This window comes from Streptomyces sp. NPDC059224 (assembly GCF_042754285.1).
GTDB lineage: Bacteria > Actinomycetota > Actinomycetes > Streptomycetales > Streptomycetaceae > Streptomyces.
On sequence record NZ_JBHZAN010000001.1, the window covers coordinates 1 to 15,956 of the forward strand.

General features: G+C 72.6%; 11 protein-coding genes. 5 read left to right on the forward strand and 6 right to left on the reverse strand.

Translation table 11 applies throughout. The features are described 5' to 3' along the window. Nucleotides 1-76: 76 nt before the first annotated feature. Nucleotides 77-2,656: an ABC transporter permease gene (locus ACFXI4_RS00005; protein ID WP_384986680.1), complete on the reverse strand. Its 2,580-nt coding sequence runs from the start codon at nt 2,654-2,656 to the stop codon at nt 77-79. Beyond that, on the reverse strand, nt 2,653-3,441 hold the full coding sequence (locus ACFXI4_RS00010; protein WP_384986682.1) for an ABC transporter ATP-binding protein: 789 nt from the start codon (nt 3,439-3,441) through the stop codon (nt 2,653-2,655). The genes ACFXI4_RS00005 and ACFXI4_RS00010 overlap by 4 nt, the downstream gene beginning before the upstream one ends. Before the next feature lie 446 nt (nt 3,442-3,887). Between ACFXI4_RS00010 and ACFXI4_RS00015 the strand changes: the two genes are divergently transcribed. From ACFXI4_RS00015 to ACFXI4_RS00025, 3 genes are all read left to right on the forward strand, one after another. Further along, the gene (locus tag ACFXI4_RS00015; protein ID WP_384986684.1) at nt 3,888-5,381 is read left to right on the forward strand and encodes an MFS transporter; all 1,494 of its coding nucleotides are present in this window, start codon (nt 3,888-3,890) and stop codon (nt 5,379-5,381) included. A gap of 272 nt (nt 5,382-5,653) precedes the next feature. Further along, complete coding sequence (locus ACFXI4_RS00020; protein WP_384987393.1) at nt 5,654-6,007, forward strand: DUF485 domain-containing protein; 354 nt, start codon at nt 5,654-5,656, stop codon at nt 6,005-6,007. Nucleotides 6,008-6,033: 26 nt separating this feature from the next. Beyond that, nucleotides 6,034-7,623 carry a cation acetate symporter gene (locus ACFXI4_RS00025; RefSeq protein ID WP_384987395.1) on the forward strand — a complete coding sequence of 530 codons (1,590 nt, stop codon included), beginning with the start codon at nt 6,034-6,036 and terminating at the stop codon, nt 7,621-7,623. Between the two features lie 90 nt (nt 7,624-7,713). Here the strand turns inward: ACFXI4_RS00025 and ACFXI4_RS00030 are convergent, their stop codons facing one another. The 3 genes from ACFXI4_RS00030 to ACFXI4_RS00040 all read right to left on the reverse strand — a co-directional run bounded on the left by ACFXI4_RS00030 (nt 7,714) and on the right by ACFXI4_RS00040 (nt 12,722). Further along, nucleotides 7,714-8,601 carry a cellulose-binding protein gene (locus tag ACFXI4_RS00030; protein WP_384986686.1) on the reverse strand — a complete coding sequence of 296 codons (888 nt, stop codon included), beginning with the start codon at nt 8,599-8,601 and terminating at the stop codon, nt 7,714-7,716. A gap of 306 nt (nt 8,602-8,907) precedes the next feature. Next, on the reverse strand, nt 8,908-11,697 hold the full coding sequence (locus ACFXI4_RS00035) for an SUKH-4 family immunity protein (RefSeq protein ID WP_384986688.1): 2,790 nt from the start codon (nt 11,695-11,697) through the stop codon (nt 8,908-8,910). An 8-nt stretch (nt 11,698-11,705) separates the two neighbouring features. Further along, a complete protein-coding gene (locus tag ACFXI4_RS00040) occupies nt 11,706-12,722 on the reverse strand; it encodes an SMI1/KNR4 family protein (protein WP_384986690.1) in 1,017 nt (338 codons plus the stop codon). Between the two features lie 298 nt (nt 12,723-13,020). On the opposite strand from ACFXI4_RS00040, the gene ACFXI4_RS00045 reads away from it, so the two are divergent. Continuing rightward, complete coding sequence (locus ACFXI4_RS00045; RefSeq protein ID WP_384986692.1) at nt 13,021-13,563, forward strand: YwqJ-related putative deaminase; 543 nt, start codon at nt 13,021-13,023, stop codon at nt 13,561-13,563. A gap of 73 nt (nt 13,564-13,636) precedes the next feature. Further along, nucleotides 13,637-14,134 carry an SUKH-3 domain-containing protein gene (locus tag ACFXI4_RS00050; RefSeq protein WP_384986694.1) on the forward strand — a complete coding sequence of 166 codons (498 nt, stop codon included), beginning with the start codon at nt 13,637-13,639 and terminating at the stop codon, nt 14,132-14,134. A 36-nt stretch (nt 14,135-14,170) separates the two neighbouring features. Here ACFXI4_RS00050 and ACFXI4_RS00055 read toward each other — a convergent pair whose 3' ends face one another. Then, nucleotides 14,171-15,490 carry a sensor histidine kinase gene (locus tag ACFXI4_RS00055; protein ID WP_384986696.1) on the reverse strand — a complete coding sequence of 440 codons (1,320 nt, stop codon included), beginning with the start codon at nt 15,488-15,490 and terminating at the stop codon, nt 14,171-14,173. Nucleotides 15,491-15,956: the final 466 nt, after the last annotated feature.

The following is a 15,956-nucleotide window of genomic DNA, read 5'->3' on the forward strand; positions in this document are numbered from 1 at the left end:
GCGGAGACCTCAGGTCTCCGCGGCGCCGGGCCCTCCCCCGCAACCCCCGTATGCGGTGGCCTTCCGGCCGCTCCCGTCAGTCCGTCGCGATCGCCTTCAGGACGTTCATCCGGCCCGCCCGGAACGCGGGGACCAGTGCGGCGAACAGGCCCACGAAAGCCGAGCCGATGAAGACCCCGGTGATCGTCGGCCAGGGGATCTCCAGGACCTTCAGGCCCTGCAGGGCGAGCAGCTTCTGGGCGGTGGCGCCCCAGCCCATGCCCAGCCCCAGGCCCAGCAGGGCGCCGAAGAGGGCGATGACCACGGACTCCATGCGGATCATGCGGCGCAGCTGCCGCCGCGACAGACCGATCGCCCGCATCAGGCCGATCTCCCTCGTCCGCTCGACCACGGACAGCGCCAGGGTGTTCACGACACCGAGGACCGCGACGATGATCGCCAGTGCGAGCAGCCCGTAGATCAGGTTCAGGAGCTGGCCGATCTGGTCCTTCAGCGCCTGCTTGTAGTCGGTCTGGTCGCGCACCGTGTACTGCGGGTAGTCGTGCAGGGCGCTCTTGAGCGACTTGTACGCGCTGTCCTGCCGCCCGTCCCGGGCGGTGGCGAAGACCAGGTCGTCGAGCGGCATCCGGTCGGCCGGCACGTACTTGGCGAGCGTGGCGATCGACATGTACTTGGAGCCGGCGTCGATGAGGCCGTCGCTGCTGGTGATCGCCCGGACCGTCAGGTGGGCGGTACGCCCTTCCTTGAACTTGAGGGTGATCTTCGAGCCGAGGTGGATGCCGTGCGCCTTGGCGAACTTGTCGTGCACGGACATCGAGTCCGGCAGGTAGGCGTCCGCGAGGTTTCCGGCGACGGTCTTGGTCCGCAGGTCGGTCGCGTACGTCGGGTCGGCCGCCGTGATGTCGGTGTCCTTCAGCGTCTCGCCGTCGGGGGTGGTGTAGTCGGCCGAGGTGACCCGGTACTCGGTGACCCGCGCGAGCCCCGGGGTGTCCTTCACCGCCTTGACGGCCTGCGGGGTGAGCCGCTGGCCGCTGTCGGACTGGATGATGAAGTCCGTGCCGACGGTCTTGTCGAGCTGGTCGGTGGCGGAGGCGACCATGGAGGAGCCGACCACCGAGAGGCAGGCGACCAGCGCGAGGCCGATCATCAGGGCGGCGCCCGTGGCACCGGTACGGCGCGGGTTGCGCAGGGCGTTGCGTTCGGCCATGCGACCCACGGGGCCGAACATCCGCAGCAGGACGGCACCCAGCACCCGTACGACCGCTCCCGCGAGCAGCGGGCCGATGACGACGAACCCGATCAGCGAGAGCACGATGCCGAGCCCCAGCCAGGCGGCGCCCTGCGACGCCTTGTGGGCCTCCGCGGCCAGGTAGAGGCCGTAGCCGCCGCCCGCGGTCAGCAGGAGGCCCAGCACGGCCCGTACGAGGCCCGCCCTGGCGTCGGCGGGGGCGCCCGCGTCGCGCAGCGCCGCCATCGGGGAGACCTTGCCGGCCCGCCGTGCGGGCAGGTAGGCGGCGAGGACGGTGACGACGACGCCGAGGACCAGGCCGAGCACCGGGGTCGTCCAGGCCACCGTCAGGTCGCTGGTCGACAGGTGCATGCCTATCGAGCCCATGAGCTTCATCAGCCCGACCGCGATGCCGACCCCCGCGCCGACCCCGAGGACCGAGCCGACCACGCCGAGCAGCAGCGCCTCGACGAGCACGGACCGGTTGACCTGGCCGCGGCTGGAGCCGATGGCCCGCATCAGGCCGATCTCACGGGTGCGCTGGGCGACCAGCATCGAGAAGGTGTTGATGATCAGGAAGATGCCGACGAGGAAGGCGATCCCGGCGAAGCCGAGCATCGCGTACCTCATGACGTTCATGAAGCCCTCGACGTCCTTCTGGTTGGCGTCGGCGGTCTCCTTGGCGGTCTGCACCTGGTAGCGGGCGCCGAGCGCGCCGGTCACGTTCCTCTTCAGCCGGGCGTCGGTGACACCGGCGGCGGCCGTCACGTTGACGTTCGTGAAGACACCGCTCTGCCCGACGAGCGTGCGCTGCGCGGTCTTCGTGTCCAGGTAGAAGATCGCGGCACCGGGGTTGGTGACGGTGAAGTCGGCGATGCCGGAGATCTTCGCGGTGTGCGTGCCGACCGCGCTGATCACGCCGATCTCGTCGCCGAGTCCGAGGTGGTGCTTGTCGGCGGTGTCGGCGTCCACCATGATCTGGCCGGAGTTCACCGGCGCCGCACCGGAGGTGATCTTCATGGTGCGGGCGTCGTTGGAGTTCCAGCTGCCGACGATGGTCGGTGCGCCACTGGACGGCGACAGACTGTCCTTCTTGGCGTCGACGACGGTCACGGACGTCGAGAAGACCGTCCCCTCGGCCGCCTTGACGCCGGCCGCCGCGCGGACCTCGGTGACCACCGAGGCCGGCATGACCGGTGGCTTGCCGTTGTCCGAGGTCGTCTCACCGGTGTCGGAGGCGCCCTTGGCGCTGACCGTCACATCGGACGAGGTCGCCGCGAACAGCTTGTCGAACGTCGTGTTCATCGTGTCGGTGAACACCAGCGTGCCGCACACGAACGCCACCGACAGCAGCACGGCCACGGCCGACAGGGCCATGCGTCCCTTGTGCGCGAAGAAGTTGCGCATCGAGGTCTTCATGACGGTCATGACGTACGCCCCCGCGCGTCGAAGTCCTTCATGCGGTCCAGGACGGTGTCCGCGGTCGGCTTGAACATCTCGTCCACGATCCGGCCGTCGGCCAGGTACAGCACCCGGTCCGCGTAGGAGGCGGCCACCGGGTCGTGCGTGACCATCACGATGGTCTGCCCCAGGTCGGTGACGGAGCTGCGCAGGAAGCCGAGGACCTCCGCGCCCGCGCGGGAGTCGAGGTTTCCGGTCGGCTCGTCACCGAAGATGATCTCGGGCCGCGCGGCGAGGGCGCGGGCCACGGCCACGCGCTGCTGCTGACCGCCCGAGAGCTGCGTGGGACGGTGCTTGAGGCGGTCCGCGAGCCCCACGGTCTCCACCACGCGCCGCAGCCACTCCTGGTCGGGCCTGCGCCCGGCGATGTCCATGGGCAGCGTGATGTTCTCCAGCGCGTTCAGCGTCGGCAGCAGGTTGAACGCCTGGAAGATGAACCCGATCCGGTCCCGGCGCAGCTGCGTGAGCCTCTTGTCCTTCAGGCCGGTGATCTCCGTCTCGTCCAGGAAGATCTGACCGCTCGTCACGGTGTCGAGTCCGGCGAGGCAGTGCATCAGGGTGGACTTGCCGGACCCCGAGGGGCCCATGATCGCGGTGAACTGCCCCCGCGTGATGTCCACGTCGACGTGGTCGAGAGCGACGACCCGGGTCTCTCCGGACCCGTACGCCTTGACGACCTGCCGCGCCCGCGCGGCAACGGCCGTACGCCCTCCAGTACCCCCGTGCCTGGGAATGGTCACAGCCGATGTCACGGTATGTCTCCTAAGTCGGTCAGCGAACGGACGGCTCTGTGCCGCGTCCTGCTGCGAAGCGTTCGGTACGACGATGAGTCTCGCGGTGGGCGGGGCCGCTCCGCGCTGGTGCGAAGCCCCGTCTTTCCCGGGGGAAAACCCCACCCCCGGCGGTTCCGTCAACCGCCCCCCGGCGGCGTAAAGCCAGGTTAAGGACGACAGGGGCGCCGTCTCCTCCTCCGGCGGTACGAACCCTCCCCGAGCCGTAGTACGGAGAACCCCCTAGGGGAAGTCCACCGACGGGTGGAGCCCTTCTCCGGGTCCGGCTCCACCCTCCGGCGCGGTCAGCCTCCCCCTCTGCTCGCGTGAGGGCCGAGCCGATGCGCACTCCCGCCAGGTCGGAGCGGATGGGAAGCTGGCGCGGACGAGATGGATGCATGAGGAACGCACTGGGGAGGGGATCCGGGGTGGAGAACACGAAACCCGCGATACGCGCGGCCGGGCGCGAGCCCGGGACGGGCCGGCGGGGGGCCGTGGTGGCCGCCCTGATGCTCGCGATGGCGCTGGCGGCGCTCGACTCCACCGTCGTCTCCACCGCCGTACCGCAGATCGTCGGTGACCTCGGCGGGTTCTCGGTCTTCTCCTGGCTGTTCTCCGGCTATCTGCTGGCCGTGACGGTGACGCTGCCGGTGTACGGCAAGCTCTCCGACACCTTCGGCCGCAAACCGGTGCTGGTCGCCGGGGCCGTGGTGTTCCTGCTGGGGTCGCTGCTGTGCGCGGCCGCCTGGAACATGGCCGCGCTGATCGCGTTCCGGATCGTGCAGGGGCTCGGCGGGGGCGCGTTGCAGGGCACCGTGCAGACCCTGGCGGCCGACCTGTACCCGCTCAAGGAGCGCCCGAAGATCCAGTCCAAGCTGTCCACGGTGTGGGCGGTGTCGGCGGTCGCCGGGCCGGGGCTCGGCGGGGTGCTGGCCACCTACGCGGACTGGCGGTGGATCTTCCTCGTCAATCTGCCGATCGGCGCGGCGGCGCTCTGGCTGATAGTGCGTCATCTGCACGAGCCGCAGCGCGCGCCGCGCACGCCCGCACGAGTGGACTGGGCCGGCGCGCTGGCGGTCTTCACGTGCGGGGGCGTGCTGCTGACGGCGCTCGTGCAGGGCGGGGTGGCGTGGGCGTGGTGGTCCGCGTCCTCTTGCGCGCTGTTCGCCACCGGCCTCGCGCTGGTCGGGCTCGTGGTGTGGATCGAGCGCCGGGCCGCGGAACCGATCATCCCGGGCTGGGTGTGGCGCCGCCGTACGATCGCCGCGGTCAACCTCGCGCTCGGCGCGCTGGGCCTGCTGATGGTCGCCCCCACGGTGTTCCTGCCCACCTACGCGCAGTCGGTCCTCGGCCTGGCGCCGGTGGCCGCCGGATTCGTCCTGTCGGTGTGGACGCTGAGCTGGCCGGTCTCCGCGGCGCTCAGCCAGCACGTGTACCGGCGGATCGGCTTCCGCGACACCGCGCTGCTCGGTATCGGCGCGGCCGCGCTGATCCTGTTCGCCTTCCCCTTCCTGCCCTACCCCGGCGCCGCCTGGCAGCCGACGCTGCTCATGCTCGTCCTGGGCGGCGCGCTCGGCCTGTTCCAGCTGCCGCTGATCGTCGGCGTGCAGTCGACGGTGGGCTGGGAGGAGCGGGGCACGACCACCGCGTCGGTGCTCTTCTGCCGGCAGACCGGACAGACGATCGGCGCCTCGGTGTTCGGCGCGATCGCCAACGGGGTGCTCGCGGCCCGCCTGGGCGGGGCCGGCGACCTCGACTCGGTCACGCGCTCGCTGGACGACGGGACCGCCTCCGGGTCCACCCGGCACGCGATCGCGGAGGCGGTCCACGCCGTGTACCTGGGGGCGGCGTGCGCGGCGGCGCTGGCGTTCCTGGTCCTGCTGTTCGTGGCACCGCGACGCTTCCCGGTGCTCACGGACTGACCCCGCCCGCGCGTCGACACGGCGCCCTCAAGGCGACCCCCACCCCTCGGTTAACGCGGGTAACACCCGAGGTCAGAGGGGCTCTTCGCCAGTAAGCGCATACCGGTCGGCCAGTTGGGGAAAAACTCCGCGCGCCCCGGCTACCTGCGAGTAGGGTGCGTGACCCCGCTCCCTCCCCTCCCTGCGGTCCGCCGCCACGGACCCGAGCCACGCAAGGAGCACCGGGATGTTCCCCGCGCGATCCGTCGTACCTCACCTACCCCTGGCAGCCGCTGCCGCCAAAGCCGCCGGTCCACCGTCACGTGCCGCACCGGGACCCGGTCGGCCACCACCGCGACCTGCGGATGCTGCGCGGTGCCTACCGCCTCCAGCGGCGCACCGCGACCCTCACCGCACTCGGCTACTTCACGCTGTTCCTGGTGCTGTCCGCGTTCGCCCCGGGCGTGATGACGAGCACGGTCGCCGACGGCGTGCCCGCAGGCCTGCTCCTGGCCCTTGTCCAACTGCCCGTCACCTGGCTGGCGATAGCCCTGTACGAGCACACCGCGCGCCGCCGCGTCGACCCGCTCGCCGACCGCATCCGCAGGACGGCCGAACTGGACGCCAGGCGAGGAGCCGTGCGGTGACCGGCTCCAGCGGCTCCGCACAGTCGATGTCCTCGATGTCGCTGGTGGCCTTCACCGCCGTCGCCACCCTCACCCTCCTGCTGTGCGTGCTGACCGGCCCGGACCGCGACGACCTCGACGCGTTCTACACCGGCTACGGCTCCCTCTCCCCGCTGCGCAACGGCCTGGCCATCGCCGGCGACTACATCTCCGCGGCCACCGTCCTCGGCACCGGCGGCGTGATCGCCCTGTGCGGCTACGACGGTGTCGTCCTGGCTCTCAGCACGGCCCTGTCGCTGATGCTGCTGATGTTCCTGCTGGCCGAACCGCTGCGCAACGCGGGCCGGTTCACCATGGGCGACGCGCTGGCCCGCCGGATGCCCGGCCGGTGCGTACGGATCACGGCCTGCGCGGTGACCATCGCCGCCCTGCTGCCGCTGATGCTGGTCCAACTCGCCGGCGCCGGACAGTTGATGGCCTTCATCCTCGGTTTCTCCGACGAGTCCGTGCAGACCTGCTGCGTCATCGGCCTCGGCGCGCTGATGATCAGCTACGCGGCCATCGGCGGCATGAAGGGCACCGCCCTCATCCAGATCCTGAAGATCGTGATGCTGCTCGGTTCCGGCACCGTGGTCGCCCTGCTGATCCTGCACCGCTTCGACTGGAACCCCGGCGCCCTGCTCACCGCGGCGGCCCGGGGCAGCGGCGCCGGAACCGCCTACCTGCACTCCGGCCTCCAGTTCACCGGCGGACCCAACCCCCGCCTGGACATGATCAGTTCGGAACTGACCATAGTCCTCGGCGGCGCCTGCCTGCCGCACGTCACCATGCGCATGTACACGGCCGCCGGCGCCCGCCAGGTCCGCCGGTCGATGTCCTGGGCGGTGTCGGGCGTCGCCCTCTTCGTCCTGATCATCAGCATCGTGGGCTTCGGCGCCACCGCCCTGGTCGGCCGCAGCGCCATCACCGCCGCCGACCCGCAGGGCAACACCGCCTATCTGCTCGGCTCGCGCGCGGCGTTCGGAGCCGACGTGTCCACGGCGGGGACCCTGCTCTTCACCACCGTCACCACGGCGCTCTTCCTCACCCTGCTCGCCTCTGTCGCCGGCATGATCCTGGCCTGCGCCAACTCCCTGGCCCACGACGTGCTCGCCACGCGCGCGAAGCAGACACCGGTGAGGCGCGAGATGAAACTCGCCCGCCTCAGCGCGCTCGCCATAGGAGTCCCCACCATCCTGCTGGCGACCCTGGTCCAGCACCACAGCCTGCAGCCCCTGGCCACCCTCTCCTTCTGCCTGGGCGCCTCCGCTATCGCCCCCGCCCTGGTCTACGGGCTCTTCTGGCGCCGCTACACCCGGGCCGGCCTGATGTGCACGCTGCTCGGCGGCACCCTCACCGTGCTCCTCCTGATGCCGGGCACGAACCTGGTCTCCGGCACACCGGGCGCCGCCTTCCCGCACACCGACTTCAACTGGTTCCCGTTCACCACCACCGGCATCGTCTCCATCCCGGCCGGCTTCCTCCTGGGGTGGCTGGGGACGGTCGCCTCCGGCCGGCGCGGGGCGGCCGAACAGCGCCGGCAGTACGAGGCGGTGGAGGGCTGGATCCTCGCGGGCGCCGGGCGCCGGGGGGCCTGACCGCAGAAAAGGCGGCGGACCGGGGCGCGAAGACGGACGGACGGGGCGCGAAGACTGAGGCCTGGGCGCGCGAAGACTGACGGCCGGGCGCTATTCCGCCGTCGCGCGCCCCGTCAGGGTCATGAGGCTGTCACGCATGTGGTCCATGTGCGCCTGTACCTCGTCCCAGGTCTCCCCGTGCTCGCGCAGCACCCGCTCGGTCTCGCGCCCGATGCGCTCCTCCCGGACCCGCGCCTCCGCGAGGATCTCCTCGGCACGCACCCGGGCCGCCTCCTGGGAACGGTGCTGCCACTCCTCCGCCTCGCCCAGGGCACGCTTCGCCTCGGACAGGGCAGCCTCCGCGCGGGCGATGCGGTCAGCCATCTGCGCGTCGGCCTCGGCGCACCGCGCGGCTTCCTCGGCCTCCGCCTCGGTCCAGCGTTCGGCATGCTCCTTGGCCTGCTCGGCAAGCATCCCGGTGGTCCGCTGCCGCAGCTCTCGCAGGGCCGCGAGAGCCTCGCCGCGCGCCTCCTTCACCTCCAGCCGGGCGCTGATCCGGATCTCCTCGGCCTCGGCCTGCGCGGCGAGCAGCAGCTGGCGGGCGCGTTCCTCGGTGCTCGCGCGGAGCGCGTCCGCCTCATCACGTGCCGCACAGCGCTCGTGCTCGGCGCTCGCCTCCGCCTCCGCGACCCCCTCGGTCAGAGCGCGCCGGGCGTTGTCGCGCAGCGCCGCCGCCTCGTCCACCACGAGCCGGAACACTCGCGCCGCGCGGTCCCCGAGGGTCTCGTAGGTCTGGGGCGGGAGCTCCTCGACGACGGCACGCATCCGTGCGGACTCCGCCTCCATGTCCTTGGCGAGCACGGTGAGCCGGGCGGCACGCTCCCACGCGGCGTCCCGGTCCTCGGAGAGCGCCGCCAGGAACGTGTCGACCTGCTCGGGGCGGTAACCACGCCCCCGGACGGTCTCGAAGTCGTACGGCGGCACCGATGCGTAGCTCACCCTGGAACCCCTCTCCGCCGGACCGGCACGAAATGATGATTTCGCGCACATCTTGATGGATAGGGCGTAAGTGTTCATAACGCGACACTCCGCAGACATGTCACGGCCGCATTACCATGCATCGCGGCCGGGCCCTCGAGAGCGCCGAAAGGTGTGAACCCACATCCGCGCGCCCTCGGCGCCCGGCCGGGCGCCGCCGCTCCGCCCGGGCCCCGGGCGACGGTGTGCGCGCACGCGTGAGGGCCGGTCCGGTTCACCCGACCGGACCGGCCCCCAACGGCTGTTCCTACCGCTCCTGCCGCCGCTTCACAGCAGGCCGTCCCACATCTGCTCCAGCAGCACCGACCACCAGCTCTCCGGCGAACCGAGCGCCGCCGGGTCCAGGGAGGCCAGCTGGGCCTGGAAGTCGACGGTCCAACGGCCCGCCTGCTCCTGGTTCAAACCGAACCTGAGCCGCCACATCCGGCCCAGCAGCGCCAGGCAGCGCGCGAACTCCGGCAGCCCGGTGTTGACGAACTGCGGCGGCACGGACGCCCCGCCCGGCCCCGCCTCCACCGGCACGGCCACGATGTTCGCGGTGCCGTACTGCACACAGACCGCCTTGCCGAAGTCCGTGCCCATCACGAGGTACGAGCCCGCGTCCGGCGCCGGCTGCACCCCGCGCTCCTGCGCCAGCTCCGCCAGGGTCGGCACCGGACGGCCCGGCTGTGCCTGCGCCCAGAAGAACGGCCCCATGTCCAGCGGAAGCCCGGCCGCGACCAGCGTGTGCGCCACGATCGGCGGCACGCCCTGCCGCGACACCGCCGCCTGCTCGAACCGGAACACCCCCGGCCCGAACGCCGCGCCCAGCTCCTGCGCGATCGCCTCCGGCGGGATCGGCGGCGCCGCCTGCACCTGCGGCAACGGCGCCCGCACCGGCGCGGGCCGCGCCGGACCCGCCGCCACCTGATGCAACTCGCCCTGGTGCGCGAGCAACTCCCGCATCCCCTGCTGCCGGCTCGCGTGATCCGTCCCGTACGGCGCGATGCTCGCGAGCCGCGCCTGCGGCCACTGCTCCCGGATCATCCGCGCGCAGTAGGCGCCGGGCAGCTCGCACGACTCCAGCTCCGTGTGCAGTTCCAGCACCTGGTCCGGCGGCACGTTCATGGCCCGCAGCTCGTGGTAGATCTGCCACTCCGGGTGCGGCGTCCCCGGCGCCGAACGCCGGATCAGCTGCTGCTCCGAACCGTCCTGCGCACGGTAGCGCAGCACCGCCTGGTAGCCGGGGCCCACGGTCGGCCGGCCCTGCTGCGGGTAGCCGTACGCGGGCGGCTGCTGCCCCGGCACGGGCTGCCCGGGCGGCGGCATCTGCGGCGGCATCGCGCCGGCCGGCACCGGCGGCGGCACCTGCGGCGGCGTCTGCGGGGCGCCCGGCGGCATACCGGGGGCGGGCGGGGGCAGCGGAGCGCCGGAAGCGCCCACCGGGGGCCCGGCCAGCACCGTCTCCGCATGGTGAACCGCTCCCTGCGCGCCGGGCGCGGGAGGCACGCCGGGAGCGCCCGGGGCCTGCGGTGCGCCCGGAAGGAACGCCGGAGGCTGTCCGCCGGGCGGATTCGGCATGCCAGGGGCGCCCGGGGGCTGAGGCCCGCCCGGGTTCATCCCGCTCGGGTCGGCCAGCATCGTGGCCGACCGATGGACGTCACCGGGGGGCGTACCACCCGGCGTGCCCGGTGCACCGGGCGAGTTGGGCGCGCCCGGCGCCTGCGCGGGTCCCCCGGGCCCCTCGGGGCCCAGCGCCGACACCATCTGCGTCGCCACGTACCCGCCCGCCGGTGCACCCGGCGCGGGCGGCTGAGACGCGGGCGGCTGAGGCGCGCCCCCGGGGCGCGCGCCCGGGGTTCCAGGGGCGCCCGGCGGCGGAGGCGGCGCCCCCGCCGCGCCCCGCGCCTTGCGCGGCGGAGGTGCGGCCCGGCTCGTCGCGGCGTCCGCTATGTCACTCGCGTTCGGAGCGGGCGGACGGCTCGGACCGGCCGGACCCGCCGGCGGCTGGGGCGCGCCCGGAGCACTCCCCGGCGCCTGCGGATAGCCGTAGCCCGGGGCGGCGGCCGCCTGCGGGTAGCCGTAGGAGGGCGCGGGCGGGGCCACGGGCGCCGGACCGGACGGCGTGCCCGGTGCGGGCGCGCCCGGTGCCGGTGTGCCCGGAGCCGGCCCCTGCGGGTACCCGTACGTCGCCGCGCCCGGCGCGTCACCTCGCGCGCCCGGCGCGCTCGGGTCATCGAGCGCCTGAGACACCGCCGTACGCGGCAGTTGACTGCCGCCCGCCATCAGCGCCGTCTCGGCGTCTCCCAGCGCACCGTTGTCCGAGTCGCCCAGCGGCGGGGCGAACACGGTCGCGGGCAACGGAACGGAACGGTCCTCGCCGGCATCGGCGTTGGTGTCGGTACCGGCCCAAGGAGTCGCGCCCGCAGGCACATCGGGCCCGCCGGGAACACGGGGTGCACCGGGAACGCTGCGTGCACCAGGAGCACCGTGCGCACCCGGTGCGCTGGGCGTACCGGGTGTTCCGGGCGCTCCCTGCGCCCCCGCGTCCCCGGCAGCCGCCGGCCAGGAAGCCCCGCCGGCCCCCGCCGGCACTCCCGCCTGCGTCTGCGCGGGCCCACCGGAACCCACGCCCGAGCCCACCCCGGGCGCTGCGGCCGTCTCCTCGGACGACGGCCCGTCACCTCCCGCTCGCCGGTCCGGGATCCCCAGCTTGTCCGCCGCCTCCTGAAGCCACTCGGGAGGGCTCAGCAGGAACGAGGTCTGGTTCAGGTCGACCCGCGCCGCGGGCGCCGGCACCGCGTCGGCGACCTCCGCCTCACGGCCGTACTCCTCCTCGTACCGGCGGATCACCTCACCCACCGGCAGGGCCGGCCACAGCGTCGCGTCACCGGTGTCCCGGGCGATGACCAGCCGCTGCCCGCCCGCGTCCGAACGCGGGCCCTCCGCACGGTCCTCACCCCACACCACGAACCCGAGACCGAACTCCCGTACCCGCACCTCGCGGTGCTGGTACGCCGGCACGTCGCCGTTGATCCACTCCTCCGCGCGCTCCTGCGCCTGCGCGAACGTCACCATGCCGAAACTCACTCCCCCGAGCCAACAGAGACGGCACGGGCGAAACCGCCGTCCACCATCAGGTTCGCCACCGTCTCCAGCTCCGGCGGGGAACCCGCCAGTCGCGACAGGAACACGTCGAAGTCCTCACCACAGGGCAGCAGGAGCCGCTCCACCCGCTCCGCCGGCGGCAACGCCGGATCCACGTCGCGCACGTCGTCGTACGCGCAGAACCACACCGAACCCAGCCGGTCGCCCTTCACCTTCACCGCCAGCAGACCGCCCTGCACGAAGCACACGCCCAGGTAGTCCTTGGTCAGATGGTCGCGCAGGCACTTGTTGACGTACACGAGGTCGTTGACCGCAGCCTCGTCGCGGACCGTGAAGAACGGCTGGTCCAGCAGCAGCCCGAGGTCGGCGTCCAGCGCCGTGCCCACCGGCGCGCAGCCGCCCGCCGCCTTCAGGAAGGAGCGGTACGCACCCGGCAGCCGGTAGCCCAGGTCCTCCTCGACACCCTGCACCTGCGACTCCGACACCGCCACGCCCGACTTGGGCAGCCCCACATGGGCCGGGCGTGTCTCCTGCAACGGCCGCGTGCCCCGCTTGCCCTGGTCCACCCGCGCCGTCGACACCCCGCCGTGGTGCCGCAGCAGCGCCTTCACCTCGACCGGGACCAGCTCGAGCCGCCGCGACCCCGCCACGTGATGCCACGTCCAGCCGTGCGGCGTCGCCACCGCGGGAACCGTGTCCCACAGTTCGTGACCCGACGCGGACAGCACCGCGTTCGCCGACACGTAGTCCGTCAGCCGCAACTCGTCGACGCCGAAACCCTCCGGCGGATCCGCGATCTCCGCCGCCGCGCGCGCGTACGGCGAGAAATCGGGATAGCCCTGCTCGTCGACACGCACCCCTCTCGGGTGACGTGCCGCCCGCACCGGATCCGGGAAATGCACGACCTGCCCCGCATAGGCCGCGTTCGGCGGCGCGGCCTGTCCCCCGGCCTGGCGGCTGGGCGGTGCCCCCAGCCCGAGCCGACCTGTCGTCATGACGGTTGCCCCCTGCGGCACTCTGTACGAACCGGAACCACACCCCAAAGGCGCGCCCCGCCCCGTAACCGGCTGTCTCTCCCACGTCCCAGACGCGTCGACCGCGCCCATCGCGGTGTCGACAGCCTATGCGGTACGCGAACCCCGGTCACCGGGCCTCCGCTTCCGTGACCAGCCGTCACCCCGCTGTGACAACGTGCCCGAACCCGGGCGTGTCGCACCGCCCCAGCTACCGCACACGCCACGGGATTTGGCAGTCTGTGACTTTCGGGGGGATGCCCGGGAGGGGAAGACGATCATGAACACCACGCAGACGGGACCACACAACGCCGTGCCCGGCGCCGCTCACGGCGCCGCCACAGGCGACCCCCGTGTCGGCTGGAGCAGCGACGAAATACCTCCCGCCCCCACCCTCCTGTACCGCCGTGACGGCATCCTGCCCACCATCGCGGCCGCGCTCTCCGTCCGCGGCGCCACCCTCACCGGCACCGCCGCCCGTGGCGACCAGCCGCCTCCGCTGCACCCGCTGGTCCAGGAGTTCCTGGACACCCTGCCCAGCGGTCAACGGGACCGTTTCGCCGGCCGCTGCGCCGAGGCCATCCTCGTCTCCCGGCACATCGCCTCCGCCGACAGCGCCCGCAGCAAACGCGCCGCCCGCAAACCCATGACCAACGGCGAAGCCCGCAAAGCCCTCAAGCAGGCCAAGCTCACCGCCCGCCGCATACGTGAGGACGGCGACCCCCTGCACGGCAGCTTCGCCGCCCCCTGCCGGGCCTGCGCCGCCCTCACCGCCCACTTCGGCGTGCGCATCGTCGACCCCACCGCCACCACCGACGGCTGACAGGCCCCCAACCCACACAGACAGAACACCCGCACCCGCACCCGCACCCGCACCACACACGAACGAAGAGCAGATGCACCCCGACCGCACCTCCACCACGCGCTTTTCCGTGCCCGTCGACGCAGCTCTGCGCGCCGCCGGCTGGCAACCCGGACGCTGGGACATAAAACAGGCCGAGGTCTGGGCCGACGCCCTCCGCGAGCACACCTCACCCGGCGGGCACCGGCACGCTGTCTTCCCCGCCGCCGTGGAAGCCTGGGCCGAGTTCGGCGGCCTGCGCATCAACCCCAGCGGGCCCGGCCGCCAGATCGCCCCCGCCGCCCTCCACCTGGACCCCCTGCACGGCCTGCACCTCGCCCGCACCCTCGGCGACCTCGGCCGCGCCCTCGACACCGAGATCTGCCCCCTCGGCGAGGAGACCGAGACCCGCTCCCTCCTCGCCATCGACGCCGAGGGCCGCGTCTACACCCTCGACCACACCGGCGACTGGTACGTGGGCCCCGACATCGACCACGGCCTCACCGCCCTCATCGCAGGCCTCGAACCCCAGCGCCTCACCACCCACGCCTGACCGGCACCCGGCCCCCGCCCCCGCACACGCCCCCGCTCACACCGCCGGAATCACCGCCGACACCCGGAAACCCCCGGCATCCGTCGGCCCCGACACGAACACCCCGCCCAGCCCCAGCACCCGCTCACGCATCCCCACCAGGCCGTTCCCGCCCGACGGCAGACCCGCCGACGCCGCCGACGCCGGCTCCGGCGGCGGCTCGTTCTCCACCTGCATCGCGATCTCCGCCACCCGATGCGCCAGCCGCACGTGGGTCTTGGCACCCGCCGCATGCTTGTGGACGTTCGTCAACGCCTCCTGCACCACCCGGTACGCCGTCTGCTCGACGGCGACCTCATACGACCGCACGTCCCCCTCCACCGACAGATCGACCACCATCCCGGCCGCCGCGGACTGCCCGATCAGCTCCTCCAGCTCCGACAGGTACGGCCCCTCCTCCTCGGCCACCCGCGAAGCAGCCGCCGCCGCGGCCACCCCCACCGCGGCCAACGGCACCGCCGCGGAGACCGACACCGATGTCGTACGGCCCCGGCCACCGTCCCCGGAACGCAGCACCCCCAGCATCTCCCGCAGCTCCGTCAGCGCCTGGCGCCCCATGTCCCCCACCAGCGCCGCGTTCTTCACCGCCTTCTCCGGGTCCTTCCGCGCCACCGCCTGCAGGGCCGCCGCGTGCACCACCATCAGACTCACCCGATGCGCGACGACGTCATGCATCTCCCGTGCGATCCGGGTCCGCTCCTCGCTCCGCGCCCACTCCGCACGCTCCTCCGCGCGCTCCGCGAGCAGCTGAAGCTCCCGCTCCAGGCTGTCCGCCCGCTCCCGCAGGCTCTCCATCAGCCGCCGCCGCGCACCCACGTACAGACCCAGCAACACCGGAGGCGCGGTCAGCCCCAGCGAGGTCGCCAGCGCCGCGAAGGGGACGAACCAGTCCCCCATCGTCAGGTCCCCGCGCGCCATGCTCTGCCGGACCCGCACGAACGTCACGATCAAGGTGCCGAGGAACGTCATCCCGGACAGCGCCACGATGATCCGCCGCGGCACCTCGGCCGCGGCGAGGGTGTAGAGGCCGACGATGCCCATCAGGAAGCCCATCTGGGCCGGCGTGATCGCGATCGACACGAGCACGACGGCGATCGGCCATTTCCTGCGCAGCAACAGAACCGAACCGGCCAGCAGACCGAACACGATCCCGGCCGACACCGGAACGCCCGCGTCCCGTGCGAAGGGGATCCCCTCGGCGCCGCACTCCAGCGCCGACACCAGTGCCAGACCACCGTCCAGCACCGCACTACGCCACCGCGACCACCACCACGGCCCTGCCAAGGCCGTCGCGCGGTCTGCCCCCGTCGTGGTCATGCGTCCAGCCTACGGGCGCGAGGGTGGGCTTTTCCGGTGAGTTTCGTCTACTGCCCCCCACCACCCTCCGTAACCGAACAACACCAAAACCCACTGGAATCCCTCGAACTGTTGAACCAATCCCGTTCGCGCAGGGATATGAGGGATACGAACGCAGGCCGGCACGATTGCGGGCCGCACGGGACCTCGAACGCACCGCGACGAAGCGAGCGGCCCCGGCCTCCGCCGGGGAGTCGTCGGACCGGGGACCGTTCGTCGCGGGCGTCGCCCTGGGAGTTGAGGCCGCGGCGTTCAGCAGAGCGGCGATGAAGAGGCACAGCCCCACGACGGTCCGGAAGAACACGGGCGGCCCCTGTCGCGGATCTCTCGTGATCTACGTGCGACAGGGCGCCGACTTGTACCGTCGCACGGAAGGCGCCTGGTACGGCATAGTAGGAGGCGCCACTCGACGACCTGACTAAACGTC

Excerpts from the sequence above, each read along its gene's own strand:
- ACFXI4_RS00005 (WP_384986680.1), bottom strand. The coding sequence starts at position 2,656 with ATGACCGTCATGAAGACCTCGATGCGCAACTTCTTCGCGCACAAGGGA.
- ACFXI4_RS00025 (WP_384987395.1), top strand. The coding sequence starts at position 6,034 with ATGTCCTCGATGTCGCTGGTGGCCTTCACCGCCGTCGCCACCCTCACC.
- ACFXI4_RS00035 (WP_384986688.1), bottom strand. The coding sequence starts at position 11,697 with ATGGTGACGTTCGCGCAGGCGCAGGAGCGCGCGGAGGAGTGGATCAAC.
- ACFXI4_RS00040 (WP_384986690.1), bottom strand. The coding sequence starts at position 12,722 with ATGACGACAGGTCGGCTCGGGCTGGGGGCACCGCCCAGCCGCCAGGCC.
- ACFXI4_RS00045 (WP_384986692.1), top strand. The coding sequence starts at position 13,021 with ATGAACACCACGCAGACGGGACCACACAACGCCGTGCCCGGCGCCGCT.
- ACFXI4_RS00050 (WP_384986694.1), top strand. The coding sequence starts at position 13,637 with ATGCACCCCGACCGCACCTCCACCACGCGCTTTTCCGTGCCCGTCGAC.
- ACFXI4_RS00055 (WP_384986696.1), bottom strand. The coding sequence starts at position 15,490 with ATGACCACGACGGGGGCAGACCGCGCGACGGCCTTGGCAGGGCCGTGG.